This is a genomic window from uncultured Eudoraea sp. (assembly GCF_947258925.1).
Taxonomy (GTDB): domain Bacteria; phylum Bacteroidota; class Bacteroidia; order Flavobacteriales; family Flavobacteriaceae; genus Eudoraea.
This window is the reverse complement of record NZ_CAMYKG010000013.1, coordinates 39,801-65,382: the sequence shown is the minus strand read 5'-3', so window position 1 is coordinate 65,382 and position 25,582 is coordinate 39,801. Positions and strand designations below refer to the sequence as shown.

The 25,582-nt window shown below is 37.8% G+C and carries 25 protein-coding genes and 2 pseudogenes; 10 read left to right on the top strand and 17 right to left on the bottom strand.

Going from position 1 to position 25,582, the window contains the following annotated elements:
* The first annotated feature begins 28 nt into the window (after window positions 1–28).
* A complete protein-coding gene (locus Q0X77_RS06195; RefSeq protein WP_297794632.1) occupies window positions 29–1,129 on the top strand; it encodes a DUF4407 domain-containing protein in 1,101 nt (366 codons plus the stop codon).
* Window positions 1,130–1,171: 42 nt separating this feature from the next.
* On the opposite strand, the gene Q0X77_RS06190 is transcribed toward Q0X77_RS06195, so the two are convergent.
* The 12 genes and pseudogenes from Q0X77_RS06190 to Q0X77_RS06135 form a co-directional block, all read right to left on the bottom strand.
* On the bottom strand, window positions 1,172–2,173 hold the full coding sequence (locus tag Q0X77_RS06190; protein ID WP_297794630.1) for a metal-dependent hydrolase: 1,002 nt from the start codon (window positions 2,171–2,173) through the stop codon (window positions 1,172–1,174).
* A gap of 3 nt (window positions 2,174–2,176) precedes the next feature.
* Window positions 2,177–3,949 (bottom strand): DNA mismatch repair protein MutS, encoded by a 1,773-nt coding sequence (locus Q0X77_RS06185; RefSeq protein ID WP_297794627.1) that lies wholly within the window; start codon window positions 3,947–3,949, stop codon window positions 2,177–2,179.
* A gap of 61 nt (window positions 3,950–4,010) precedes the next feature.
* Complete coding sequence (locus tag Q0X77_RS06180; protein WP_297794623.1) at window positions 4,011–4,370, bottom strand: MmcQ/YjbR family DNA-binding protein; 360 nt, start codon at window positions 4,368–4,370, stop codon at window positions 4,011–4,013.
* A 70-nt stretch (window positions 4,371–4,440) separates the two neighbouring features.
* Window positions 4,441–4,770, bottom strand: a complete 330-nt coding sequence (locus tag Q0X77_RS06175) for a Dabb family protein (RefSeq protein ID WP_297794620.1) — start codon at window positions 4,768–4,770, stop codon at window positions 4,441–4,443.
* A 96-nt stretch (window positions 4,771–4,866) separates the two neighbouring features.
* Window positions 4,867–5,490, bottom strand: coding sequence for a DUF4230 domain-containing protein (locus Q0X77_RS06170; protein ID WP_297794616.1), 624 nt, complete (start codon window positions 5,488–5,490; stop codon window positions 4,867–4,869).
* Window positions 5,483–5,608, bottom strand: a complete 126-nt coding sequence (locus Q0X77_RS06165; RefSeq protein ID WP_297794613.1) for a DUF4260 family protein — start codon at window positions 5,606–5,608, stop codon at window positions 5,483–5,485. Before Q0X77_RS06165 ends, Q0X77_RS06170 begins: the two co-directional genes overlap by 8 nt.
* A gap of 54 nt (window positions 5,609–5,662) precedes the next feature.
* The gene (locus tag Q0X77_RS06160) at window positions 5,663–6,415 is read right to left on the bottom strand and encodes a cyclase family protein (protein WP_297794610.1); all 753 of its coding nucleotides are present in this window, start codon (window positions 6,413–6,415) and stop codon (window positions 5,663–5,665) included.
* An 18-nt stretch (window positions 6,416–6,433) separates the two neighbouring features.
* Window positions 6,434–7,567: a radical SAM family heme chaperone HemW gene (gene hemW / locus Q0X77_RS06155; RefSeq protein ID WP_297794607.1), complete on the bottom strand. Its 1,134-nt coding sequence runs from the start codon at window positions 7,565–7,567 to the stop codon at window positions 6,434–6,436.
* On the bottom strand, window positions 7,567–8,310 hold the full coding sequence (locus Q0X77_RS06150; RefSeq protein WP_297794604.1) for a DUF3667 domain-containing protein: 744 nt from the start codon (window positions 8,308–8,310) through the stop codon (window positions 7,567–7,569). Before Q0X77_RS06150 ends, hemW begins: the two co-directional genes overlap by 1 nt.
* Window positions 8,311–8,316: 6 nt before the next feature.
* A pseudogene (gene ruvC, locus Q0X77_RS06145) lies at window positions 8,317–8,833 on the bottom strand (crossover junction endodeoxyribonuclease RuvC).
* 10 nt (window positions 8,834–8,843) lie between these two features.
* On the bottom strand, window positions 8,844–9,191 hold the full coding sequence (locus Q0X77_RS06140; protein WP_297794599.1) for a hypothetical protein: 348 nt from the start codon (window positions 9,189–9,191) through the stop codon (window positions 8,844–8,846).
* Window positions 9,192–9,281: 90 nt separating this feature from the next.
* Window positions 9,282–10,355: a hypothetical protein gene (locus Q0X77_RS06135; RefSeq protein ID WP_297794595.1), complete on the bottom strand. Its 1,074-nt coding sequence runs from the start codon at window positions 10,353–10,355 to the stop codon at window positions 9,282–9,284.
* Window positions 10,356–10,570: 215 nt separating this feature from the next.
* Here Q0X77_RS06135 and Q0X77_RS06130 point away from each other — a divergent pair, with 215 nt between their 5' ends.
* On the top strand, window positions 10,571–11,086 hold the full coding sequence (locus tag Q0X77_RS06130; protein WP_297794593.1) for a DUF456 domain-containing protein: 516 nt from the start codon (window positions 10,571–10,573) through the stop codon (window positions 11,084–11,086).
* A gap of 3 nt (window positions 11,087–11,089) precedes the next feature.
* Here Q0X77_RS06130 and Q0X77_RS06125 read toward each other — a convergent pair whose 3' ends face one another.
* Window positions 11,090–11,644 (bottom strand): nitroreductase, encoded by a 555-nt coding sequence (locus tag Q0X77_RS06125; RefSeq protein ID WP_297794590.1) that lies wholly within the window; start codon window positions 11,642–11,644, stop codon window positions 11,090–11,092.
* 126 nt (window positions 11,645–11,770) lie between these two features.
* On the opposite strand from Q0X77_RS06125, the gene hutH reads away from it, so the two are divergent.
* From hutH to hutG, 4 genes are read left to right on the top strand one after another with little or no spacing between them, the layout of a single operon-like run.
* Complete coding sequence (gene hutH / locus Q0X77_RS06120) at window positions 11,771–13,351, top strand: histidine ammonia-lyase (protein ID WP_297794587.1); 1,581 nt, start codon at window positions 11,771–11,773, stop codon at window positions 13,349–13,351.
* Between the two features lie 5 nt (window positions 13,352–13,356).
* Window positions 13,357–14,622: an imidazolonepropionase gene (gene hutI / locus Q0X77_RS06115; RefSeq protein WP_297794585.1), complete on the top strand. Its 1,266-nt coding sequence runs from the start codon at window positions 13,357–13,359 to the stop codon at window positions 14,620–14,622.
* Window positions 14,619–16,643, top strand: a complete 2,025-nt coding sequence (locus tag Q0X77_RS06110) for a urocanate hydratase (protein ID WP_297794582.1) — start codon at window positions 14,619–14,621, stop codon at window positions 16,641–16,643. Before hutI ends, Q0X77_RS06110 begins: the two co-directional genes overlap by 4 nt.
* A gap of 4 nt (window positions 16,644–16,647) precedes the next feature.
* Entirely contained in the window at window positions 16,648–17,619 is a 972-nt protein-coding gene (hutG, locus tag Q0X77_RS06105) for a formimidoylglutamase (RefSeq protein WP_297794580.1), read from the top strand.
* On the opposite strand, the gene Q0X77_RS06100 is transcribed toward hutG, so the two are convergent.
* Complete coding sequence (locus Q0X77_RS06100; protein ID WP_297794577.1) at window positions 17,611–18,768, bottom strand: homogentisate 1,2-dioxygenase; 1,158 nt, start codon at window positions 18,766–18,768, stop codon at window positions 17,611–17,613. The two genes, hutG and Q0X77_RS06100, sit on opposite strands and share 9 nt — an antisense overlap.
* A 297-nt stretch (window positions 18,769–19,065) precedes the next feature.
* Window positions 19,066–19,394 (bottom strand): annotated as a pseudogene (locus Q0X77_RS06095) (FAD-dependent oxidoreductase); the annotation flags it as partial.
* A gap of 225 nt (window positions 19,395–19,619) precedes the next feature.
* Between Q0X77_RS06095 and Q0X77_RS06090 the strand changes: the two are divergent.
* Window positions 19,620–20,807: a hypothetical protein gene (locus Q0X77_RS06090; protein WP_297794574.1), complete on the top strand. Its 1,188-nt coding sequence runs from the start codon at window positions 19,620–19,622 to the stop codon at window positions 20,805–20,807.
* Between the two features lie 67 nt (window positions 20,808–20,874).
* On the top strand, window positions 20,875–21,093 hold the full coding sequence (locus Q0X77_RS06085; protein WP_297794571.1) for a hypothetical protein: 219 nt from the start codon (window positions 20,875–20,877) through the stop codon (window positions 21,091–21,093).
* Between the two features lie 43 nt (window positions 21,094–21,136).
* On the opposite strand, the gene Q0X77_RS06080 is transcribed toward Q0X77_RS06085, so the two are convergent.
* Together Q0X77_RS06080 and Q0X77_RS06075 are read right to left on the bottom strand one after the other, a co-directional pair.
* Window positions 21,137–21,979, bottom strand: coding sequence for a universal stress protein (locus Q0X77_RS06080; protein WP_297794568.1), 843 nt, complete (start codon window positions 21,977–21,979; stop codon window positions 21,137–21,139).
* 138 nt (window positions 21,980–22,117) lie between these two features.
* A complete protein-coding gene (locus Q0X77_RS06075; RefSeq protein ID WP_297794565.1) occupies window positions 22,118–22,813 on the bottom strand; it encodes a Crp/Fnr family transcriptional regulator in 696 nt (231 codons plus the stop codon).
* Window positions 22,814–22,924: 111 nt separating this feature from the next.
* On the opposite strand from Q0X77_RS06075, the gene Q0X77_RS06070 reads away from it, so the two are divergent.
* Together Q0X77_RS06070 and ccoS are read left to right on the top strand one after the other, a co-directional pair.
* Complete coding sequence (locus Q0X77_RS06070) at window positions 22,925–25,294, top strand: heavy metal translocating P-type ATPase metal-binding domain-containing protein (RefSeq protein WP_297794562.1); 2,370 nt, start codon at window positions 22,925–22,927, stop codon at window positions 25,292–25,294.
* Between the two features lie 72 nt (window positions 25,295–25,366).
* Window positions 25,367–25,582 (top strand): cbb3-type cytochrome oxidase assembly protein CcoS, encoded by a 216-nt coding sequence (ccoS, locus tag Q0X77_RS06065; protein ID WP_297794560.1) that lies wholly within the window; start codon window positions 25,367–25,369, stop codon window positions 25,580–25,582.

Below are 25,582 nucleotides of genomic sequence, written 5' to 3'. Positions count from 1 at the left end.
ACCAGTAGAATCAAAAACGAACACTATAATGATACGACGCTTTTTTATCCTCTGTTCCGGAGCGGACACAACTATTCTTGAATCCTGTTCCTCTGGAGAAAAAACCAAATACGCAGGCATAGGAGCCACTGTTTTTTTTACTGCTGTAATGGCATTTATTGCCGGTAGTTATGCCCTGTATACAGTATTTGACAACGTTTATGCTGCAATATTTTTTGGCCTTATCTGGGGGCTGTTAATCTTTAACCTGGACAGGTTTATTGTCTCAACTATTAAAAAAAGAGACAGTCTGAAAAGTGAATTTTTACAGGCAACACCAAGGATAATTTTAGCAGTTATTATTGCCGTGGTGATCTCCAAACCTTTGGAAATGAAAATTTTTGAAAAGGAAATCAACCAGGTTTTATTGGAACAAAAGAATGAACTTACCCTGGCGAACAAAGCTCAAATAGCACAGCAATACACACCTGTGGTTGCCAGCCTGAATGAAGATATTGCATCGCTCAAGAATGAAATAAAGTTAAAAGAAGATGAGACCAACGCCCTTTACGATACCTATATTTCTGAGGCCGAAGGCAGGGCAGGAACTATGCTTTTAGGCAAGGGGCCGGTGTATAAAGAAAAGCGTGAAAAGCATGATGCTGCCTTATTGGAATTACGACAATTAAAGGAAGCCAATTCTAATAAAATTGCCAACATTGAATCCCAAATTGCAAACTTAAATTCGGAATATTCACAAGCCGTAGACGATTCTCAACCTATTATTGATGGTTTTGACGGGCTTATGGCCCGCATCAATGCCCTTGGTGAATTGCCATGGTTTCCTTCTTTCTTTATTTTCTTATTATTCCTGGCCATAGAAACCTCACCAATAATAGTTAAACTACTTGCTCCAAAAGGGCCCTATGACCTTAAATTGGAAGACGAAGAAAGTGCCGTCGAGACCTGGGTGATGCAAAAAGTGCAACAACGTCAACAAATCCTCTCCACAGATACTTCACTGAATGAGAAAATATATGGGGAAATAGCAGAAGAACAAGCTGTTTATGCCTACAAAAAACAGAAAGCAGAAGAATTGCTGCGTCTACAGGCAGATACTTTTCATGACTTGCAGATAAAGAGTCTGTAAATTTCTATCCTGAATGTAAATGCTAAAAGAATTAGACGCTTATTAATTTCCCCAAATTCTTGCCCATAGCTCTAATAAAACGTTTTGAGCGTCTTCCTTGAATTTTGGGGTTTCCTCAACAATGACCTCATTGTTTGTTTTAAGGAGTTTATAACTAAAAGCAAATTTGGGGTCAACAGGGTTCAGGTTTATCAACCCAAAACGGAGATCATTAAACAGCAGGGTTTGTCCTTTCCGTGAAATGGTATACCAGCCTTCGGCTATTTTAATAAGACGATGAATTTTATTTTCACCTGCCAATTCCCCTAATAATAAGTGGTTTTTTTGGTAACCCCTGAACTTAATGGGTTTGGTGTCAAACAAAGAATATTCTCCAATTAAATATTCTTTACCCGTATCTATATTTGCAGTCCATAGTATTGTATTAAAAGGCGTTGGCCTGGTTTGGATCTGCTTATAAACTATCTGTTGGGTCTCTAAATTATCTGTAAATTTCTTAAAGGTAATTCCCTTCAAAAGTATCGTTAATGCCAGATATGATGTACTCACTATAAGGCCTATTTTATTATATTTTCTACGGGCTGGGGACAACCTGTGCTGTCTCATAGTCAAAATCAGGAAAAATAAAAATGGCAAGGTATACAAAGGATCTATTACAAAAATATTCTGGAATGCCAACCGCAGATCAAAAGGCCAAAAAAGTTGAGTTCCCCAGGTGGTAAAAGAATCCAAAATAGGATGCGTGAACAAACCCCAAAACATAAGTTTGGACCATTCCCGCCAATTTACCCCGGAATTTTTCTCGATTTTAGAAATTATCCAGCCAAAAACAGGTGCAAAAAGAAGACTAAATAAAATAGAATGGCTAAAACCCCTATGCCATTCGGTATAGGTGACCGTGTCCACAAAATAACGACTTAAGACATCAAGATCCGGTATTGTGCCGGCAATGGCACCATAAAGCATCGCCTTATTACCTACCTTTTTGCCCAGCACTACCTCACCAACTGAAGCGCCTAAAACTATTTGGGTTAGTGAATCCATAGCTTATTCAACTATATCCATTTTTTTTAATAAAAATGAAGCGTTCATATTTTGACAGATACCCTTTTTAATTTTATAATCAAAATGTAATTCGTCATTTACAATAGCCGCATCAAAATAGTAGTTATCAACCTTTTCCAGGGAATCAGCTACCTCGCAAAGACTTAGATCGTGCGTCGCTATCAGGCCGGTTGAATTAGACTTCACCAACTTCTCAACAAACTTTCTGGAGCCAATAGCTTTATCTGTACTATTAGTTCCCTTTAGGATTTCATCCAACACAATAAAATATTGATCTTCCTTTATCTTATCAATTATAAACTTTAAACGCTTTAGTTCCGAAAAAAAGTAGGATTCATGCTCCGTCAAAGAATCCGCAGTACGCATACTGGTAATTAATTTAATTGGCCGGTATCTTAACGAACTGGCACATACCGGCAAACCTATATTGGCCATTATGATCTGTAGGGAAATAGTGCGCAAAAATGTGCTTTTACCAGCCATATTTGCTCCGGTAATTACAAAGAATTCTTCTCTGTGTATTTTAAAATTATTCCTTACCCCCTCAGACGGATCCAACATAGGATGGGACAAATTATGGGCCTCAATGATAAGTTCATTTTTTGTTATTTCCGGAAAGGAATACCCGGGGTGATTAAAACTGAAATTTCCCAGGCTATTGAAAGCGTCAAAAAAAGCAATCGTATTAAGCCAGGATTCTACGCTACTACCGTGGACCCTAATCCATTTTTCAATGGCAAGGCCGTACCTCAGGTCCCATAAAAGAAAACCATTTGCCAGAACTCCAAAAAGAATATTATTCCTTTGGTCAAAAGCGTTCAGCATCCCAGAAAATTGTTTCAGAACCTGAGATACCTTTACACCTTTTACTAAGATGTCCTCTTTGGCATTTTCCAATAGCCGGGCTTTAAAATTTATTTCTTCCAAAAGCATAATCAACTTTTGGTACTGTTCAAAATTGCGCTGTGCCTGAGAAGTTTTCTGAGAGAGTTCATTAATCCTTTTCAAATACTTTCCGGTAATCCCCAGGCCAAGAACAACCCAAAGTAACAATCCCCAACCAGAAATAAAGTCAAAGTAAAAAAGGCCTATTACGCCCAATGAGCAAAGTGAAAAAATATTGGGTATAGTTTTAAATATTTTTGGAACAAAAGGCTGATATCCCTTGAGCCAATTCACCAGTTTATCAGAAGAAATTTCTGTTCTAATCAATTGAGCAATTGCTGAAAATTCCTGTCTCCATTCTGCCAGGGCTCCTAATTCTTTTATAGCAATCTGCTTTTCAGTTACATTATCAATGTTATTTTCTTTAAACAGGCCGGCCAACATTGCACTACCTTCACCTAAAGCTGTCCGATTACAGTATTGGTAAAATGATCCCTTCCCGAAAAGATCGATATCCTGACAATAATAATGTGCACGGTCTGAAAATTCATTGCCTTCAGGGAGCTGATAAAATTTACGATCCAATACCAGCAATTCTGTCTCATTAATAGAGATCAAGGCCAGTAACTTTCTTTTTCGATGATTCAGGTCGGTATGCCTTGAAACCAAAATCAGGAATGCTATTGCCGCAATAAGTAATACAAAAAGAATGGAATTGGAATTCTCATAAAACAGGTATATTCCCAAAACCGCAAGGGCAAAAACTGTTAACCTAAGCATACTGGTGAAAAACAATTGCCGCTTTACCTGAACAAGCCGTGAATTTAATTTTTCTATTCTTTCTTTGTAGAACTTAGTAGGGTTAAGCATTTATAAGTTGCTCTTTGAATTGAGGTTGTAAAGATATAGTATTCTTTGAGGGGTTTAAAGTTTAAATCATGCCCTCGAGTGCTGTTTTTTGTTTTTTTGTGAGCTTAGAAACCACCAGTTCGTAGGAATGGTCCACCAGTTCCACTATCAGTCCAGCCGGTAAATGCTCCAACAATAATGTGTTCCAATGTACTTTACTCATATGATAGCCCGGGGTAATAATCCCGGCATAGGTTTCCCGCAACTCAATGGCCCTGTCAGGATCGCATTTCAAATTCACCTGTGATGGTATTCGTTCCAGCGGGGCAATGGTAAATATTTTGCCTAGCACTTTAAAGACCAGTGTATCCTCATCAAAAGGAAATTCTTCGGTTACACCTTTTTTTTGCAAACAAAGTTCCCTGAATTCTTCAATGTTCATGCTGTAAACCCTTTGACGATGGACTTAGCTTAAATATACAGATTAATGGGACAGCGGGCTGCTGGAAAGATCACAGTTTAATACCCTGAGAATCGTAAACAATTACCTTGTTCCAGAGGCTTTCTGCTTCTTTAATAAATGCCAGATGTGCTTTTTCATTTTGGTACTTCTCCTGTTGTTTGGCAGATTTAAAGCTAACTATCAAAGCATAGGTAAATGAATCGTCGACCACATCGCGCGTTGCTTTTGGTGGCTTCCCAACAAAATGGGTATTTGCATGTTTTGACTTCTTCATGAATTTCTTCATCGCCTTTTCAAATTGCTTTTGGTCATCCTTGTTGTCAGGATTGTTAAGCCAAAAATATACGGTATGTACAAAATGTGAATCTAAATTTCTCATTGTTTTATCTTCTTGACTGTATGCTGATATTGTAATCAGTAAAAGGGTTAAAATACAAACTGTTTTATTCATCTTATAAAGGTTTTAATTAAAACGTTATTTTTCTAAGAAAGGTTTTTTATAATCGCCTAATTCCAAGGTCGAATAGTCTAATGTCCATCCGATTGTTTCCACAATCTTCTCAATCAACAAAACTGCTTCTAAGGCTTCTCTACGAGCGGTATCCATAAGACCGCTTTCAGGAATTTTCTCCATCACATGTTTTTTGGCTTCCTGGTTGAGTGCAGTCAGGTCCTTGGGAGTAAATGAGTTGAAAAGACCATTTTTTATGTCATAAAATTCAAGTTCGGGTTGTATGGACAGTACTTCCGGCTGGGGAAAGTTAGTCAGGATTATCTTTTTTTTGTCTGTGTCAGCGTGCATAAGAACCTTTTTGAGGTCATAACCAATTTGGGCTTTTGCATTAATGACTATCAGGGCTTTTTTCTTGCTACTCAACATACTCAATAAATGGTGTCGGGTATTTTCATATTTATATATCTCAGCAAAATCACCTTCCACAGATATCAGTTTACAGACACTTTTAATTTTTTCCAATATTATTGTGGATTGATGTTCTGTAAGCTCTTTACTCCTCTTTATACGAAATAAAGAGTACATCCAGTACATTAGGATTGCCCCTAAAATTAATCCTAAAAAGAGTTCTAAGATACTATCCATTACTTTTTACTAATTCGCTTAGGTCCGTATATTTAAATCCTTTCTCATATTTCAATCCATAACCGAAAGCACTGTCCATAGCTGTATGTGAAAATATAGTTAATCCTGTTCCTTCCAACAAAGGAAAGGATAATTCCGAACATAGCCCATTACTCTGATTTGATTTGGGTTTTCATGCTTCTATGGGTTTGAATAATACAGGCCTGCTCGGTGCAGCATCATTCTCAAACGGTGCCAGTTGTAAATTTAGAATATACGTTCCGTCCTTAATAGCATTATTTACATAAATAAATTCGGTGATAGTAGCCCTGCTTCTCAGGTTACCTTCAATTTGCCAGAAAGCCCTGTGGGCCAGAAGCGCTCCATTATCCTTTTCCTTGTCTATGGAAGGAAGGTCAATGAGCAAATGTTCAATTCCGCGATCCACTAAAAATTGGGCTGCTTCTTCCAATAAATAAGGTGGATTTGTATCCGAATACTTTTTTGATAACTTTTCCTTTAGGTTAGGCAGAGTTCTGATGATGATAGCCTCACACTTACTTTTTCCAATGGCATATTGAATTTGTTTCCTGGAAACCACAAAATCATCCTGATATTTCTCAGGAGCAATAGTGACCACTTCGGCAAGGAAAAAATAATCCGATAATTGCTGATTTATAGAATAGCTTTCTTTTGTAATATGCCCGATACATTCTGTATGTGTTCCGTGAGCATGCGGATTAAAACTAATATCGTTAAAATTTACAGAAGCACCTTCAGTTACTTTTCCAATAAATCCCTCTTCTTGGTGTGGTTCAATCTTAGGTGGATCCAGAAGCCAGGCACAGACATTAGATTCATTACCACGCAACGGAATAGAAATATCCAGAGGTTTGGAAAAATCTATCCTGTATTCCTTGTTATTGTGTTTTATCCGTGCAAGCATGATATCTTATCCAAAATCTTAATTCAATTTAATCATAAATAAGTCACTTGCAATCCCATCACATAAAAACTTTCCTTTTTTGGTCACCAATATGGTATTTCCCTTCATAGCGAGCAAATCTTCAGTGATATATTTATCAGATCGTTGCAAAAGATAATCACTATACGAATTCCCAAATTCCGTTCTAACCCTGTCTACAGATATTCCCCAAATTGTTCTAAGGGAGGTCATAATATATTCATTATACCGATCTTTTTTTGTAAGTTTTTCTTCTTCATAGGGGAGTATGTTTTGCTGAATTGATCTTATGTACTTTGAATTATTGTTGATATTCCAAGCCCTTCTAACACCATCATATGAATGTGCGGACGGACCTATACCCATATACTTTTTGCCTTGCCAGTAGGCCGTGTTATTATTTGAGAAATACCCTTTTTTTCCAAAATTGGAAATTTCATAGTTGATATAGCCTTTTGCTTCTAATTGATCTAAAAGCAGCTCAAACTGCTGCTGTGTAATATCATCATTCACATCCGGAATCACTCCTTTTTCTATAAAGGACTTTAAAGCGGTTTTGGGTTCAACTGTTAAAGCATAGCTAGAAATATGAGGTAATTCATAGGCCAATGCTTTGGCAATATTATCTTCCCAACGCGCGTTTGTCATTCCCGGTATTCCATAAATGAGATCAATAGTAATATTATTAAAATACTTTTTGGCTTCCGTAATACTTGTATGCGCTTCATGGGCATCATGTGCCCTGTTCATCAATTTTAAATCCTGATCAAAAAAGGATTGTATCCCTATACTCAGTCTATTTATAGAAGAATCACCAAGTGCCTTGATTTTAAGTGATGATAAATCATCCGGATTGGCCTCTAATGTAATTTCCGGAGATGCTATCACTTTATAATTATTTTTTATTGAAGCCAATAGCTGCTCAATTTCCGAAATCTCCAGCACCGATGGTGTTCCACCACCAAAATAGATAGTCTCGATTTTCTCGTTTTTGAATTCCTCTTTTCGCAGTAATAATTCCTGCTCCAAAGCCAGGAGCATTGGCCCTTTTTTAGACAGACTCGTAGAAAAGTGAAAGTCACAGTAATAGCAGGCCTGTTTGCAAAATGGAATATGGATGTAAATACCTGCCATTAGCTGTTTTGAAATAGAACAATAAGGTAAGACACACCAAAACTTAAGTTTACATAGGCAATATAGGAAAGTATGAATACTATAAATGACTTTATGATAATCACTGATTTATTTGTTCTTAGAAAAGAACACATAGCATAAATAAAATAAACTAACATTAGAAGTATTTCTAAAAGTTTCATTTCCTTACCCACTCCTATCACCAGAAATAAATTCAGAGTAATAATTAAAGTATTCATCCCTGTTAAATAAAAAGAAATGGCTAAATATTCCGCCAGGGAATATCTCTTATAGAAGAATAATTTCGAAAATAAGGCCAGTGTAAATACCAAAATAAAGAGGAGATTATTGATGTTGAACAACATAAAATCACGTGCCTTGGTTAAAAGCTGCCCATCCTGAGTGCTTTCAACTTCAAATACAGTATCCTTAAAAGGATCAAAACCAATTGCCGAACGAATAACCAGATATACTACCGTTGTAATTATAAAAAAGGCAACAGGCTTATAATATTTCCTTCGTTTACCCTCAAGATACTCTCTTAGTATAATCCCCGGATTTACGACAAGCTGTTTTAATGTAATAAAAAGTGGGCCATTTAATGAGAAAGCAGCATCAATAAAATCGTGGATAGTCTCTTTAAAGCTAACTTTATATACAGAAGTGCGTTGTCCACAATTTTCACAATATTTTTTTGTAACCGGGGTTCCGCAATTTCTGCAATATTTTGATTCAGAAGTCAATACTGTTTACTTTAACCGATCTTCATTTTGTTTTACAAATGCAGACCATCCGGTATAACTTTTACCTGCATCCACTTTTCCTTCATTATAGAAATGGCAAACTGCTGCCGCCAGACCATCTGTGCTGTCCAGGTTTTTAGGGAGTGATTTTAATCCCAGGGTAGTTTGAAGCATTTTCGCTACCTGCTCTTTACTGGCATTACCATTACCGGTAATAGCCATTTTAATTTTCTTGGGCATATATTCCGTGATAGGGATTTGCCCGTCCAAGTTTTAACATGGACTGTACATTTTTACCATAAAAAGGGGCTTCAATGGCAATTTCATCCGGATGAAAAGTGTCTATAAGTTCTATAGTCCGTTCAAAAATAAGTTTGAGTTTAGTAAAAGGGTCGCTATACTTTTTAAGCATTAATTCGTTCATTTGAATAAACGTCATTTTCTTCCCTGTCACTTTGATAATCCCAAAGCCCATGATGGTCGTTCCGGGATCAATCCCCAATATTATTTTCTCGTTTTGCAAAATACTTGGTTTAGGCTGAATTTAAATTAATGGGGATTCTGAATTTCGTATTTACAGGGATTCCCCTTTTTAAAGCTGGCTGTAACCCGGGTAAACTTTTTAAACAGCGACTTATAATCCCGTCAAACTCCGGGATCTGTTCCTGTATGATACTGTTTTTTTCAATATTTAAAACAGTGATTTTTCCTTCTTTATCAACAAGGAAATCTACATATACCTTTTCATCAACAGTGGTATCCAGAATAAATTCGAATTCCTGTAAAATCTCCGAAAAATGTAACAGAAATGTATTCTCAAAGCATGCTCTCTGTTCATATTTAGATGCTGTCTCATCACAATCATCAAAAAAACAAATCACAAGAAGATAGCAGACAAAGACAAATCAAAATTAGCAACTTCCTCATATAAGCTGTATTCTTAGCGGAAAATTACGACTTTTTCGGGCAATTCAATCCACCGCAAAATGAATTTCTTCTTTTAACTCTGCTACACGTTTTCTTGCAAATTCTGAATAATAGGTTCTTTGCATACCAAACTTTTCTAAAAAGTTTTGATAGTACTCCAGTTTAATTTTAGGATTCTTATAGAGTTGATCGGCAAGAACACATATCTGATAATAAACGTGTGAATTACCAGCATCCTCCAAATATGCTTTTTTATAATAGTTCATCGCCAATTCTAATTTGTCCTGCTCCCTGGCTAATTGTGCCAAGGCAGTATATTCATTTAACAGATTTGGTTTTTGTTCGGTAATAGACTTTTTAAAATAGTAAGCAGCACTATCTAGTTTTTTTTCACGCCAATAGGTATTTCCCAAACCATTAAGTGCTTCCCTGATGGCCTGATCATAATTCAGAAGTAGAAAATAATTTTGTTTTGCTTCAGGTAATTTCCACGTCTTAAAATAACTGAATGCGAGCTTCTCAATTATATATGGCTGACTTTCTCCCATATCGATCAGTCTTTCAAATAGTGGAATGGCATTTTCAAAATCATTATCATTATATAAAGCTAATGCGTTTAGGTTGATAAGGCTTACATCATCCGGATAATACCGGAGTCCTTTTGAAACATAAAACAATACAGAATCAGGAAAATTTTGAGCCAAATAGTATTTGCTTAGCTGGAAAATACTACGCAAATGAGTGCTATCCTTTAAAAAAGCGGTTTTAAAAGATCGAATCCCCTTTTTGCTATCATCTAGTCCTAGCTGGGCCATTCCCAAATAAAAATTGTATTCAGGATTAGATGCTTGATCCAGAGTCAGATCTGAAAATAGGACAACGGCATTCGAAAATTTTTTGAGTTTAAGAAATAGTTTGGCTAGTTCGAATTTAGCGATCTGTGAAGCATCATTTTTAGATATTATATCCGAGTATTGTAATATTGCTTTATTATAACTTCCGATAGCATTGTATGATCTTGCTATTTGAATACTTGCGCTTTGTGAATTAACTTTTGCATACAGATTAATGGCCTCTGAATAAAAGCCAATGGTATAGAGACTGTCTGCTTTTTTCATAAAGGAATTCTGTGCACTGCCAAATTGGATCGAAAAGAAAAGTAGAAGAGTGACAGAAATTCTCATAAAGGTTTGAATAACAGGCCTGAATAATTTGTTTCTTTAATTCTGCAGAATTTAGTTTAATATTTATGATTTTAAAAACAAAAAATCCCTTTATTGCTAATTTACTGTAACAAATAGCCATTATCTTCGCCTTATAGGAAATAGTTTTTATGGACATAGCTTTATTCTTACTGGGATTTATCTTTATGCTAACCGGAATATTGGGGAGTTTTTTACCGGTATTACCCGGACCCCCCTTAAGTTGGATAGGCCTGCTTTTATTGGTGCTTACCAGGGCGGTACCGAATGATTGGTGGTTTTTGGGGATCACATTTGCAATTGCAGCAATTGTTTTTGCTTTAGATTATATCATCCCGGCAATTGGTACCAGGAAGTTTGGTGGAAGTAAAGCCGGAATGATCGGCACCGTGGTAGGGCTACTGGTGGCAATTTTTTTCCCAATCCTTGGGATCTTTGGCATCATTTTTTGGCCTTTTATGGGGGCGCTAATCGGAGAGTTTATTAACAAGGCCGATAATAAAACTGCACTTAAAGCAGCTTTTGGTTCTTTTATTGGATTTCTCTCAGGAACTTTTTTAAAATTCGTGGTGACCATTATTTATATGGGTCTTTTTATAGCTAAAACCTGGGAGTATAAAGAGGGGCTATTTCCGTTTTTATTTTAGGATTCAATCATACCAGGCCACTTTATCCTGATAGGGGTTTCTTGTTCCTGCAGGTATTTCTCCGCTGTAATAGCCCATATATAAAAACCCGAGGCAACTTTCCCCGTCTGCAAGATCTACGAATTCATTCATATATTTTATCAACCCGGGAGAACTCCAGTAACATCCAATTCCCATTTCGGTACAACAAAGCCACATATTCTGTACAGCCATTGAAGTTGCTGCTATTTCCTCCCATTCCGGAAGGCTTTCATTTGGATCTCTTTGCATAAAAATAGCTATAACAGCAGCAGACTTCGCCGGATTTTCCCTGAGTTTTTTAACCTTAAATGCCTTTGGGTTTGTTTCCGTTTGCTTATACTTCCCTGCAAGGAAATCCCCCAGTTCAACTTTAGCATTTCCTCTAAAAACCCTGAACCTCCAGGGTTCTGTTTTTTTATGAGTAGGCGCCCAATTTGCAGCTTCCAGGATTTTTTCAATATCTGATTTTGCTATCTCCCGGTCTGTATATTGGGCCGGAAAAATAGATCGCCTTTTTTTAATTAAATCTAATACCATTCAAAACATTTTAGTCGGGCAAAGTTAAAATTTATATTTACGATTTGGTATTATAATTAAAGTAGCGGTTCAATTCCTGTTTTCTAAAACTTAATGAATACATTTATAGTACTAAAATACTAGATAATGGTTTCATCAACTCATACATTTCTGTATGGCGAAGAAGAACTAAGTAGCAGTATCGCTCTGGCTATTGCAAAAGGGGCAATTCATGGAAAACTATCAGATACTGCCCGAAAAAGGGTTCGTAAAAGCAAGCTTACCGTTGAAAAAATCGTTGAAAATGGAGAAGCCGTTTATGGGATCAATACCGGATTTGGCCCTTTATGTACCACAAATATTTCCAAAGAAGAAACAAAAATACTACAAACGAACATCCTGAAGAGTCATAGTGTAGGTGTTGGAAAGCCAATAGCAGCTGAAATAGCAAAACTGATGCTGATCTTGAAAATCCATTCTCTGGCCAAAGGGTTTTCTGGTATTGCAGAAGAAACTTTGGAAAGAATAATTTGGCATATAGAAAATGATGCTATCCCTGTTGTGCCCTCACAAGGTTCGGTTGGCGCCTCAGGTGACTTAGCTCCCCTCGCTCATCTTTTTTTACCGCTCATTGGTTATGGCAAAGTGCTGTTTGAAAATAAAAAAATTGACACCAAAGAATTATTTAAAATAACCGGACTGAAACCACTGGAACTTGGTCCCAAAGAGGGATTAGCCCTAATCAATGGCACACAATTTATAACTGCACATGCCATTAAGGTCTTGGAAAAATTACACAATTGCCTTTCACATGCAGATATTATTGGGGCCATGATGATTGAAGGCTTGCAAGGTTCAATCAAACCATTTTACAAGGAATTACACAATCTGAGGCCGTTTAAAGGAAATATTCATGTAGCCGAAAGGGTAAAGTTACTCCTTAAAGGTTCTGAAATAATGGAAAATCATATTGATTGTGAACGAGTGCAGGATCCTTATTCCCTCCGTTGTATTCCGCAGGTACACGGTGCTTCAAGAAATTCTTGGCTACACCTCAAGGAATTGCTGCTGATAGAGCTCAATGCCGTAACAGATAATCCCATTATAATTGATGAAGAGCTAACCATTAGTGGGGGTAATTTTCATGGGCAACCTCTTGCAATGGCTTTGGACTATGCATGTTTGGCCGCTTCAGAGCTTGGCAATATTTCAGACAGGCGTATTTACCTGGCACTGGAAGGCAATAGTCCCGGGGTGCCTGAGTTGCTCATGGAAGATACAGGGATAAACTCGGGGTACATGATCCTCCAATATACCACAGCGGCTTTGGCAAGTGAAAACAAGGGGCTTTGTTTCCCTTCCAGTGCAGACAGTATTCCTACTTCAATGGGTCAGGAAGACCATGTAAGTATGGGGTCTATCGGAGCAAGAAAAGCTTTAAAGGTCCTGGACAATCTGGAAAAAATATTAGCTATTGAATTGCTAACCGCCACCCAGGCATTTGAATATAGAAAACCCCTGAAATCCGGAATACTCCTTGATGAAGTTCATAAGAAAGTTCGTGAAAAAGTGGCGTTCGCCAAAAAGGACAGGGTTTTTGCAGATGATATTGAGCAAGGGATAGCAATGGTAAGAAACCAAACCATAATAGATTGTATAAACCAGGTTTGTGAACGAAAAAACCTTTCCTTACAAACAACTTTTTCAGAAGAGTTTGAAAACTTTTAATGAATATGGAACAGCTAACTCTTATAGGACCACTAAGCCAGATAATCCCCATGACAGGAATGTCGTTAAAAGGTCCCCTCTCTGATGATAAGCTTCATATCATTGAAAATGGTGGAATTCTTTATGCTGATGGACTTGTCAAAAAAGTTGATGTTTATAAGAAACTCCTATCCGAGGTAGAAAATCTGAATGTTCATATGATTCGGTTAGAAGGTAATCATATTTGCATGCCCGGATTTGTGGATTCTCATACGCATATATGTTTTGGCGGATCCAGGGCCAGGGATTATGCTATGAGAAATGCCGGTAAAACCTATTTACAAATTGCAGCAGAAGGCGGCGGTATATGGGATACGGTAATTCAGACCAGAAAAGCTTCCCAAAAAGAACTCATTAAAGGCATTCTCAAAAGGGCTAAACAGCATCTTAAAAATGGGGTTACCACCATAGAAGTAAAAAGTGGTTACGGCCTAACTGTAGAAGAAGAACTTAAAATGTTACGGGCCATTAAGGAAGCCGGTGAACAATTTCCATTGAATTTTGTTTCCACCTGTTTGGCAGCTCATATGCACCCAAAGGATTTTACAGGGGATAAGACAGCATATCTGACTGAAATTAGTGAACAGCTTTTTCCAATTCTGGTTAAAGAGAAATTGACAAACCGGATTGATGCTTTTATTGAATCCGGGGCATTTAGTCCAACAGAAATCTCACCGTACCTTTCCAGGGCAGTTGAAATGGGTTTTGACATCACCATACATGCAGATCAGTTCTCAGTTGGGGGTAGTGAGGTTGCCGTTAAATTTAAGGCTGTAAGCGCCGATCATTTGGAGGCCAGCTCTGCCCATGAAATAGAATTGTTGGGTAAAAGTAATGTGATAGCCACAGCCCTACCGGGGGCTTCATTGGGTTTAGGTTGTGATTTTACTCCTGCCAGGAAAATTCTGGATGCCGGTTGTGCTTTGGCTATCGCCAGTGATCACAATCCTGGTTCTGCACCCATGGGCGACCTGCTTACGCAGTCGGCTGTCCTGGGTACGATGGAAAAATTGACAAATGCGGAAGTATTGGCAGGAATTACCTACCGCGCAGCAGCGGCACTGAAATTAAGCGACAGGGGTCAATTAAAAGCGGGTTTTCTTGCTGATTTTAGTTTATTTCATACCACTAACTATAATGAAGTGCTCTATAATCAGGGGGCTTTTAAACCTTGTATGGTTTTTAAGGATGGAAAATTGATTTATGACAAACATAACTCACAGGAAAGATGAAAAGCACCAAAACACATCTAAGTTTCAATGATGCTATCTTACAAGGTATTCCCAAAGATTTGCCTGCACCAAGACAACGAATTCCTGAATTAAACCATGCCCCTAAGAGAAAGGAAATATTAAGTCCGGCAGAAAAAAAATTGGCCGTACAAAATGCGCTTCGCTATTTTCCACCGGGATGGCATGCAGAGTTGTCCCGGGAATTCGCCAGGGAATTGGAAATATACGGACGGATATATATGTATCGATTTAAACCCGATTACAAAATGTACGCGAGGCCAATTACAGTATATCCGGCTAAAATCCCGGAAGCTGCCGCTATAATGCTAATGATCCAAAACAATTTGGATCCTGAAGTAGCACAACATCCCGAAGAATTAATTACTTACGGAGGCAATGGAGCCGTTTTTCAGAATTGGGCGCAATACCTGCTCACCATGCAATATTTGGCTGTTATGACGGATGAACAAACGCTGCATATGTATTCCGGGCATCCAATGGGACTATTCCCTTCTTCAAAGGAAGCACCTCGGGTTGTGATCACCAATGGTATGATGATTCCCAACTATTCCAGTCAGGATGATTGGGAAAAATTTAATGCCCTTGGAGTAACGCAATACGGTCAAATGACCGCGGGCTCGTATATGTATATTGGTCCCCAGGGTATCGTCCATGGGACGGCCATTACCATAATGAATGCTTTCCGAAAAGTTTTGGCAAAGTCTGAATCGCCTACGGGCAAAATTTTCCTGACAGCAGGTTTGGGTGGCATGAGTGGTGCTCAGCCCAAAGCAGGAAATATTGCAGGTTGTATAACGGTTTGTGCAGAAGTAAATGAGGCTGCAGCATCTAAGAGACATGTTCAGGGTTGGGTGGATGAACTCCATACCAGTCTGGATACCCTTATTGCCAGGGCCCGGGAAGCAAAAAAGAATAACGAAATTTTATCCCTTGCGTATGTGGGAAATGTAGTTGATGTCTGGGAACGTTTTTATGAAGAAAAGTTATTTATTCATCTCGGTTCCGATCAAACCTCATTGCATAACCCGTGGGCAGGAGGGTATTATCCGGCCGGATTGTCCTTTGAGGAATCGAATATCATGATGACTGAAAATCCGGAAAAGTTTAAGGAGAAGGTGCAGGAATCACTACGCCGACAGGTACTGGCAATAAATAAACATGCGGCAAAAGGAACCTATTTCTTTGACTATGGAAATGCCTTTCTACTGGAAGCTTCCCGTGCAGGAGCCGATGTAATGTCTGAAAATAAGATCGATTTCAGATACCCCTCTTATGTTCAGGATATTTTGGGTCCGATGTGTTTCGACTTTGGATTTGGCCCGTTCAGATGGGTGTGCACTTCCGGGAAGGATGAAGATCTGCATAAAACAGACGAAATAGCTCTAAGGGTGATGGAAGAAATCAGTAGCTCGGCACCCAAAGAGATTCAACAACAAATGCAGGATAATATCAAGTGGATTCGTGAAGCAGATTCTAATAATCTGGTAGTAGGTTCAAAGGCTCGCATCCTGTATGCTGATGCAGAAGGAAGGATCAAAATAGCTGAGGCTTTTAATGCCGCTATAGGTTCCGGGAAAATTTCTGCCCCGGTAGTCCTGGGAAGGGATCATCATGATGTCAGCGGCACAGATTCCCCTTTCAGGGAAACCAGCAATATCTATGATGGAAGCCAGTTTACGGCAGATATGGCAATCCACAATGTAATTGGGGATAGTTTCAGGGGAGCAAGCTGGGTTTCAATTCACAATGGCGGTGGTGTTGGTTGGGGTGAAGTAATCAATGGCGGATTCGGGATGGTTCTCGATGGTTCGGAAGAAGCCGATAAACGATTAAAAAATATGCTTTTTTACGATGTAAATAACGGAATATCACGCCGAGGCTGGGCCAGAAATAAGGAAGCACTATTCGCTATTAAAAGAGAAATGAAACGAAGTCCTAATTTGAAAGTAACATTGCCAAATCTCGTAGCTGAGAAAATATTGGATGGCTTATTTGAATGATCGAATGAATTTGTACAAACCAACAGATGAGAATATTTGGACAGGTCGAAAGACCGATCAGGATTTATATGTTTACCAAAAAGTAACTCAAATTGATCTGGAGCTTCAGAATGTACCGGTCTCAGAAGAAAAAAGTTTTGTGTTCCTGGGTTATGAATGCGATGAAGGTGTAAAGAGAAACAAGGGAAGACTGGGGACAAAAGAGGGTCCGCGCGCTGCCCGAAGACAGTTGGCCAAACTGCCGCACCATTTAAGTGAAAGCATTGCCGTTTTTGATGCCGGCAATGTAATATGCATAGGAGATGATATGGAGAATGCCCAAAGCATATTAGCTAATAAAGTAGCTCAGATTTTAAGTAATAAAGGCACGCCATTATTGTTAGGTGGAGGTCATGATATGGCTTATGGCCATTTCAACGGGATCAGGGAATTTGTCGGAAATGATCAAAAAATAGGGATTGTAAACCTGGACGCCCATTTTGATCTGCGATCTAATGAAAACGGCAATAATTCCGGCACCCCATTTTATCAAATTGGAATGGACTCTTTTAAGGATGGTAATTTGGACTTATCATACTTATGCCTGGGAATAAGAAATGATGCCAATGACAGGCTGTTATTCCAAAGGGCGCGTGAATGGGACGTAAAATATATTGAGGCCGAACTTTTTCATAAGCAGAATACATCTTATGTAATTAATAAAATTAATGAGTTCTGTAAGGAAGTAGATTTTGTTTACCTGACCATTGATTTAGACGGGTTTTCTTCGGCTTTTGCACCTGGTGTTAGCGCTGCTTCCCCTATGGGTTTTTCGATAGATATTGCTCTTGTGGTATTGGATACACTAATCACAACAAATAAATTAATAAGTGCGGATGTGGCAGAGCTCAATCCAACCTATGATAAGGATGATCAAACGGCCAAACTGGCTGCAAGCCTGCTTCATTTTATTATACACAAAGTTGCCTTACTCTAACCAGGACTGATAGTAATTTCCATCATCAATATCAAGAGCCAACTGAGTGATTTGCAACGGCTTAAACGTATCTACCATTACAGCATATTCCTCGGTTCCGCTTTTACCTATGCTGGCTTCATAAGTGCCCGGATGCGGGCCATGAGGGATCCCTGCCGGATGAAGAGAAATATATCCCTGATCAATGTTTTTGCGGCTCATAAAATCACCTTCAACATAATAAAGAACCTCATCGGAATCAATATTTGAATGATTGTAGGGTGCCGGTATAGCCTGGGGATGATAGTCGTAAAGGCGCGGACAGAAGGAACATACCACGAAGGCACTTGTCTCAAAAGTCTGATGGACAGGCGGGGGTTGATGTACCCGCCCGGTAATAGGTTCAAAATCATGTATAGAAAAAGCATACGGATAGTTATAACCATCCCAGCCCACAATATCAAATGGATGAGAAGCATAAACTAAATGGTGTAGTTGACCTTGCTTCTTTACCTTTATTAAAAAATCTCCCAACTCATCATGGGTCTTTAAATTTTGTGGAAGTCTAAAATCGCGTTCACAAAAAGGTGAATGTTCTAAATGTTGTCCAAACCAATTTCTATAGCGCTTTGGGGTATAAATAGGATGATAGGATTCCGTAATAAATAATCTATTCTCTGCACCTTCAAAAGTAATTTGATAGATCATTCCGCGAGGGATTAAAATATAGTCCCCATTGGAGAACGCAATTTCACCCAGCATTGTTTTCAGGATTCCCTTTCCTTTATGTATAAAGAGCAATTCATCTGCATCCGCATTTTTATAAAAGTAATCTGTCATAGATGTTTTAGGAGCGGCCAGAGCGATGTGAACATCATTATTAAACAGTACCACTTTGCGGCTTTCCAGAAAATCATCCTCAGGTACTACTTGAAAACCTTTCAGTAACCTGGATTTTATGTTATAAGTAACTGCGGCTTTGGGAGAAATATCCAATGTCTTACCAACCTCTTTAACCATAGTTGGTCTGTACAAATGATACATTAAAGAGGACATCCCGTCAAACCCAATAGTCCCAAATAACTGTTCATAGTGTAAACTACCATCTTTCTTTTTAAAAACGGTATGTCTTTTATGCGGTATGTTTCCTAATTTGTGATATAATGGCATGATGATATCTCTTTAAAAGTCAACCCTAAAATTACGATAAATTGAAGGTTTGGTAAAATATAGGGCGATAAATATCCGGTAATTTCCTGATGCCTTAATTAAGGGGATAAGCTAAACAAAAAAAGCCTCCCAAATTGGAAAGCCTTTCATTGGCATGAACCGAATCTATCGGTATCTACACATATGCATCCTATTAAATGATGCACAACACAACACTACAAAGATATAAAAGGATTCTAAAATAGTTGCTATTATTAGGGGTTTTATGTTTTTGACTTAAAGGGCCTGACTATTATCGGCCAATTCAAAATTCCGGAGCATTAGACTTCTGATATTTAAGGCATCTGAAACACTCTTAATGGGCATCGCGTTTTTCTCAACTGTAGCTAGTCTGAAATAGAAATTACGAAGTTTTTTTAAAATCTTCCTGATAGGATATGCTATGGAATCCGGTTCTAAACCTACGGTAGATACCTGGTACAATAGGGGTTGAAATGTATGGTGGTTGTGTTTATCAATAACAACAACCTGAAGGGGCAGTTTCTGAGTTTCTTAGCCAGGGAAATCCCGGTAAAACCGGCGCCTATAATGACAACTCTTTTTTTTGTAGAATCGGGAAGATTCATAAAATGATTTATTACAAAAATATGTAATCTATTACCGTTCGTCGATGTTTTTTAACCCTGATAAATAGACCTGGTTTAAGTCAAAAAACACATTTACAGGATTAAAGGTGCTTAGCATAGGTACTTGTCGGACAAACCTTTCATTGGTCGTAAATAAATTAAAGGCCGGTAAATGCGTATTAATTTTATGATTGGATTTCCCCAAATCCCTAAACCACTGACAACATGCTTAACAAGTTACTTTTTTATACAATCCTGGGAATTTTACTGCTCTCTTGTACAAATGATACTACTGAAGTATACGAAGATCTGATACTCATTGAAAATGGCATTGTTGATTTGCCTGAGGACAATTCAGATGGAGAATTAGTAAACGAAACTTTTCTAATAGCTGAATGGATTGAGAATATGCAACTTGTCAATGGATTACTGACAAGTTCCGAAAGAACAGATTACGTCTCATTATATGACAATTCCCTGGCGGCTTTGGCATTCATGGCGGAAGGAGAAATTGATAAGGCAGAAGCAGTCTTTGACTATTTTAATGACCGAATCTATTCAGAATTTACCCAGAATAATGGAGGGTTTTTCCAGTTAAGAAACAGTGATGGTTCCAATGGCAGGCGAACCTGGCTGGGAGATAACGCCTGGCTTTTAATAGCTCTTAACAATTATCACTATATAACCGGAAATACCAAGTATAACGAAATGAGTGAATTATTGGAAAATTGGTTCAGGAGTTTACAAGATGAAGATGGCGGTCTTTGGGGTGGGTATAATGAAGATGGAACACAAATACACAAGGTTACGGAAGGTATTTTAATGGCGTATAATGCGGTGGAGGGATATGATGATTTTCATAAGGGCATATTGAATTATCTTAGCCAGGAACGCTGGGATAGCAATGAAAATCTACTTGTGGCATGGCCTGAAAATGAAGCTCATTACTATGCGATGGACCTGCATTCACTTGGTTATTTAATTTTTGAAAACTTCCCAAAAGAAGTACTTTTTAAAGCAGACAGATATATAAACACACAGGTCGCCAGTTTTAGTGGCCAAGAAATTTCTGGTTATTGTTTTGATGAGGATAAAGATGTCATTTGGTTGGAGGGCACAGCACAAATGGCCTTAGCATTTAAAGAAGCTAACTTGGGAAATGAAGCAAATAGTATTCTTAAGGAACTACAGAAAGCTCAAATGAATAATTCAGCAGAGCTAAACTCCCTTGGTATCCCCTATGTAACTAATGCAGGTACCAGTTATGGTGCTTCGTTATTGTGGGAAGATGCTCCAAACACTCCGGCTCTTTCCTCAAGCATTTGGTATTTGTTTAATATGCTCAACTATAATCCTTTGGATCTCGGTAGACTTAAGAATATTCCTGCCGAAGATAGATTCTGGCTTCAATGATATAGTATGGATTTATAATTGTATTAACACAGTCCTTTAGTAATTTTAAATAATTTTAAAACAAAAAATGAAATCTACTGCTATGTTCTGGGTTGGTGCAACTACCATTTTATTAATTATGGTGACTATAATGGCCACTATGAACTTCTCCTTTAGTTGGGTTTTTTATCTAACGGTTCTGGGACAAATAATGATAGTTTATATGGTCTATAAAGTGCTGACGGATAACTATAAAACTTCCAAAACATTTGAAGACTTCTATGAAGACTACCCCATAAGGAAATAAATGTTAACCCTTCATGGGTAATAGGTTAACAAATATTCTTGGATTAATCCGGCAATACCAGGAGTGGAATTTGAGCATGAAAGGCAATGCGTTTTACAACGGGCTCTTTAACCAGTTCTTCTAAAAATCCATGTCGGTAGTGAGCTAATGCGAGCATTTGTATTCCATATTCCTTTATAAAGAATTCGATCACATCAGATTTACTGGCAAAATATGGCATCCTATGTAGTCTATATGGAGTGGAAGATATATACTCCAACAAAATATCCCTATTAGATTTTTGATATTTGCTCAATTTCTCTTCCTCATTGATATGCATGATATTAATTCTTGCTCCAAACTTCGAAGCTAATTGAACAACAGGTTCGAAAACTTCTGAGCTAAAATTTCTCTTAAAATCTGTCGGGAAACCAATTTCAACAGGCTTTTCAAACTTAAATTCATCGGGAACTACCAGAATCGGACAATCTCTGACAGCTTTTATTATTCTAACTGTATTGCTTCCTAAGAAAACCTCATCAAAGCCAGATGCTCCTTTGGTACCTGTTACTATAAAATCAATATTTTCTGATTCCACAAGTTCTTTGATTTCTTCAGTTAGCAGGTTAAATGAAGAAACACACCTGAAATGATGTTCCGGATTTTTGTCATAGGTATTCATTTGAATCAATAGTTCTTCCAAACCCCGTTCAGATTCTGATTTAACATTATCTTCCAGCAAGCCACCATGAATAGTAGCAGCCATAAAACGGCTGTGAACAATAGCAGGAGTATAAGTGTTTAAAAGATGAAACGTACATGCTTCCTCTTCGAAAAAATCAACTGCAAATTTTGCAGCGTTCAAGGAGTTCATTGAAAAATCCGTTGGTAATAATATATTTTTCATACACCTGATTCAAGAAATAACGGTGTAAAAATAAACCTGTGAATAGGTGGAAACAATGATATATGTCAGGTTTTTAAATCCCTTATCTGTAATGACAGGCTCCCATCTAGGCCAGGGTGGGACTTTAAAGGCGTTCAGTTAAAATCCTTCAGCAAGATCTTTTAATTTCTTTTCATCCAGGATTCCCAGTTTCTTGCCTGAACTCTTTAACAAGCCCTTCTTTTTAAATTCAGAAATTATTCGGATACAGGATTCTGTAGCGGTCCCAACCACGTTGGCTATATCCTCCCTGGATAAACTGAGGGTTAAAAAGCCCTCGGCATCCTCACCATAATTTGCTTTGAGATAAATGAAGGCTTCTGCAATACGTTGTTTTACGGTTTTCTGGGAGATATTTACAATCACATCATCCGCTTCCTTAAGGTCATGCGCCATCAGACGCAGGACTTCAAATGTAAAATCGGGATTCTTATGTAAGGTATTAACGATAACTTCTTTGGGGATAAAGCAAAGTTCCATATCATTTACGGCAACAGCACTAAGATTGGAAGTCTCTTCGGCAATGACAGAACGTTGACCCATAACTTCGCCTTTCGTAGCCAGCTTCACTATTTGATCTTTTCCATTAGAGCTTAACTTGGATAGTTTGGAAACTCCTTCCCGAACGCAAAAAACACCATTCAGTTTTTCACCTTCTTCAAAAATCGCTTCGCCTTTTTTTATCGTTTTTGAAGTCTTTGAATCCGATACCTGCTTTAACTCTTCCTTACTCATAGCCCTCAAAGAATTAAATTGACGAATTATACAATTCTCGCACCTATTTTCAGAACTCATGGATTTTAATTTAGACTAAAACAAAATTATTGAAAAGGTGACAATTATCATATATATTTTAAGTAAATTACTTGAATTTCGCATTCAGGTATAAAGCAAATGTTTTAGAATATGACTAAATGTTACCACTGTGGTGATGATTGTAACATCACAGCGATAGTATTTGACGATAAAAATTTCTGTTGCAACGGCTGTAAAACGGTTTATGAGATTTTTCAAACTAATGATCTCTCTTATTACTATGATCTTCAATCTGCTGCAGGATCTACTCCCTTGGAAATTGAAGGAAAATACGATTTTCTCGATTCCGAGAACATAGCTCAGAGACTAATTGAATTTGATGACGGAACAAATCAAATAGTAAATCTTTTTATCCCCGGAATTCACTGTAGTTCATGCATCTGGGTACTCGAAAATTTGAAAAAATTACATCCGGGAATTACCAATTCCCAGGTAGATTTTCCCAAAAAAACAGTTAGAATAACATATAACCGGGAACTGGTTTCATTAAAAGAACTGGTTATTGTTCTGGCCAGAATTGGGTATGAACCCTATATCTCACTTGATGATTATGAAAAAAGGAAAAGTAAAATAGACAGAAGTATCCTGTACAAACTCGGGGTGGCCGGTTTTGCTTTCGGGAATATTATGTTCCTGTCATTTCCCGAATATTTTGAAGTAGGGGAATTTTGGCTAGATCAATACAAAGGGTTGTTTAGGTGGCTGATGTTTGCTTTTTCGCTTCCCGTAGTTTTCTATGCAGGCAGTGATTATCTTATTTCGGCTTACAAAGGTCTTCGTTCCGGACTTCTTAACATTGACGTTCCCATTGCCCTTGGAATTCTGGTTCTGTTTCTTCGCAGTAGTTTTGAAATATTCTTTGATCTTGGATCAGGTTTCTTTGATAGTCTTACCGGTTTAATTTTCTTTCTGCTTGTGGGTCGGTTTTTTCAGCAAAAAACATATGCTTTCCTTTCCTTTGAACGTGATTATAAGTCATATTTTCCAATTGCGGTCACCAGAATAGATAATAAAAGAAATGAGGAGACCGTACAGGTATACGACATAAAAAGCGGCGACAGATTACTAATAAGGAACGAGGAATTAATTCCTGTTGATGGCATTTTAATCAGCGGCAAGGGTCAAATAGACTATAGTTTTGTAACCGGAGAATCAGAGCCTGTCCAAAAAAACTCGGGTGATAAAGTATTTGCTGGCGGGCGACAATTTTTTGGAGCCATAGAAATAGAAGCACTAAAAAGCGTTTCTCAAAGTTATCTGACGCAACTCTGGAGTAATTCTGTATTCCAAAAAGAAGGGTCTACCCCTTTCCAGACTTTAACTGACAGCATAGGAAAACGATTCACAATAGCTGTATTGATGATAGCTTTTGTAGCCGCTTCTTTCTGGATGTTCCATGATAGCAGTAAGGCCTTAAATGTTTTCACCGCGGTACTTATCATAGCCTGTCCATGTGCAATAGCCCTCGCTGCACCTTTTACTCTTGGAAATATGTTACGAATATTTGGACGTAAGAAATTCTACCTCAAGGATAGCAGCATCATAGAGAAATTGGCGCGATTAGATACTGCTATTTTTGATAAAACAGGTACAATAACCACGGCTCATTCCAATACAATCAGTTATGAAGGTATGGTGCTATCTGCAGAAGAAGAGTCCCTGCTAAAAAACACTTTGAGAGCATCAAATCATCCTTTAAGCAGATCATTATACAGTCTCTTAAAGGAGTACGACATAGAAACTCTTGATGACTATAAAGAATATACCGGGAAAGGTGTGCATGGTATTAAGGATAATAGCGAGGTAAAAGTTGGATCGGCAGATTTTGTAGGGCATCAACAGCAAACTGATTATAATAATACCTCTGTTCACATAAGTTCAAATGACACCTATAAAGGTTGTTTTGTTTTTCATAACAATTATAGGGAAGGGGTCTCAGAAGTATTTAATAAAATGGGGCGCCATATGGATTTGGCAGTGCTCTCAGGAGATAATGCCGGAGAAAAAAAGAGGCTTGAAAAGCTTTTGCCAAAGTTAACTCCTATGTATTTTAATCAAAAACCAACAGATAAACTGGAGTTTATAAAAGAACTTCAAGCCAGTGATAAAAATGTGCTTATGGTAGGAGACGGCTTGAATGATGCAGGGGCGCTGGCTCAAAGCAATGTGGGTCTTGCTATTTCGGAAGACATAAATGTTTTTTCTCCTGCATGTGATGGAATTCTTGATGCTACTAAATTTAAAAACCTTAACAATTATATTTTAGCTTCTAAGAAGGCTATAAAAATTATTAAATTGTGTTTTGTACTCTCTTTAATGTATAATATAGTGGGGCTTTATTTTGCCGTGACAGGGCAGTTAGAGCCGGTGATTGCAGCTATTTTAATGCCGTTAAGTTCAATTAGCATTGTGGCCTTTGCTACCCTCGCCACGAATGTTGTAGGAAAAAAAATTAATTAATTAATAAACCTGACATATGTCATTTTTTGAAATTTTTAACCAATGTAGTTTTACGCGAGAATTCAGGTAGGTATGAGTGTTATTTATTTATTGCTTACGATAAGTATTATTGTAGCATTGGTCTTCTTTGCTGCATTTATTATTTCTGTACGAAGTGGGCAGTATGATGATTCGTATACGCCATCAGTAAGAATTTTATTTGAAGATGAAGTTGTTAAAAATACACCCGAAGAAACTGACACCAAAATTAAAAAATCAATCCAACTAAATAAAAAGCAAAAATTGTAA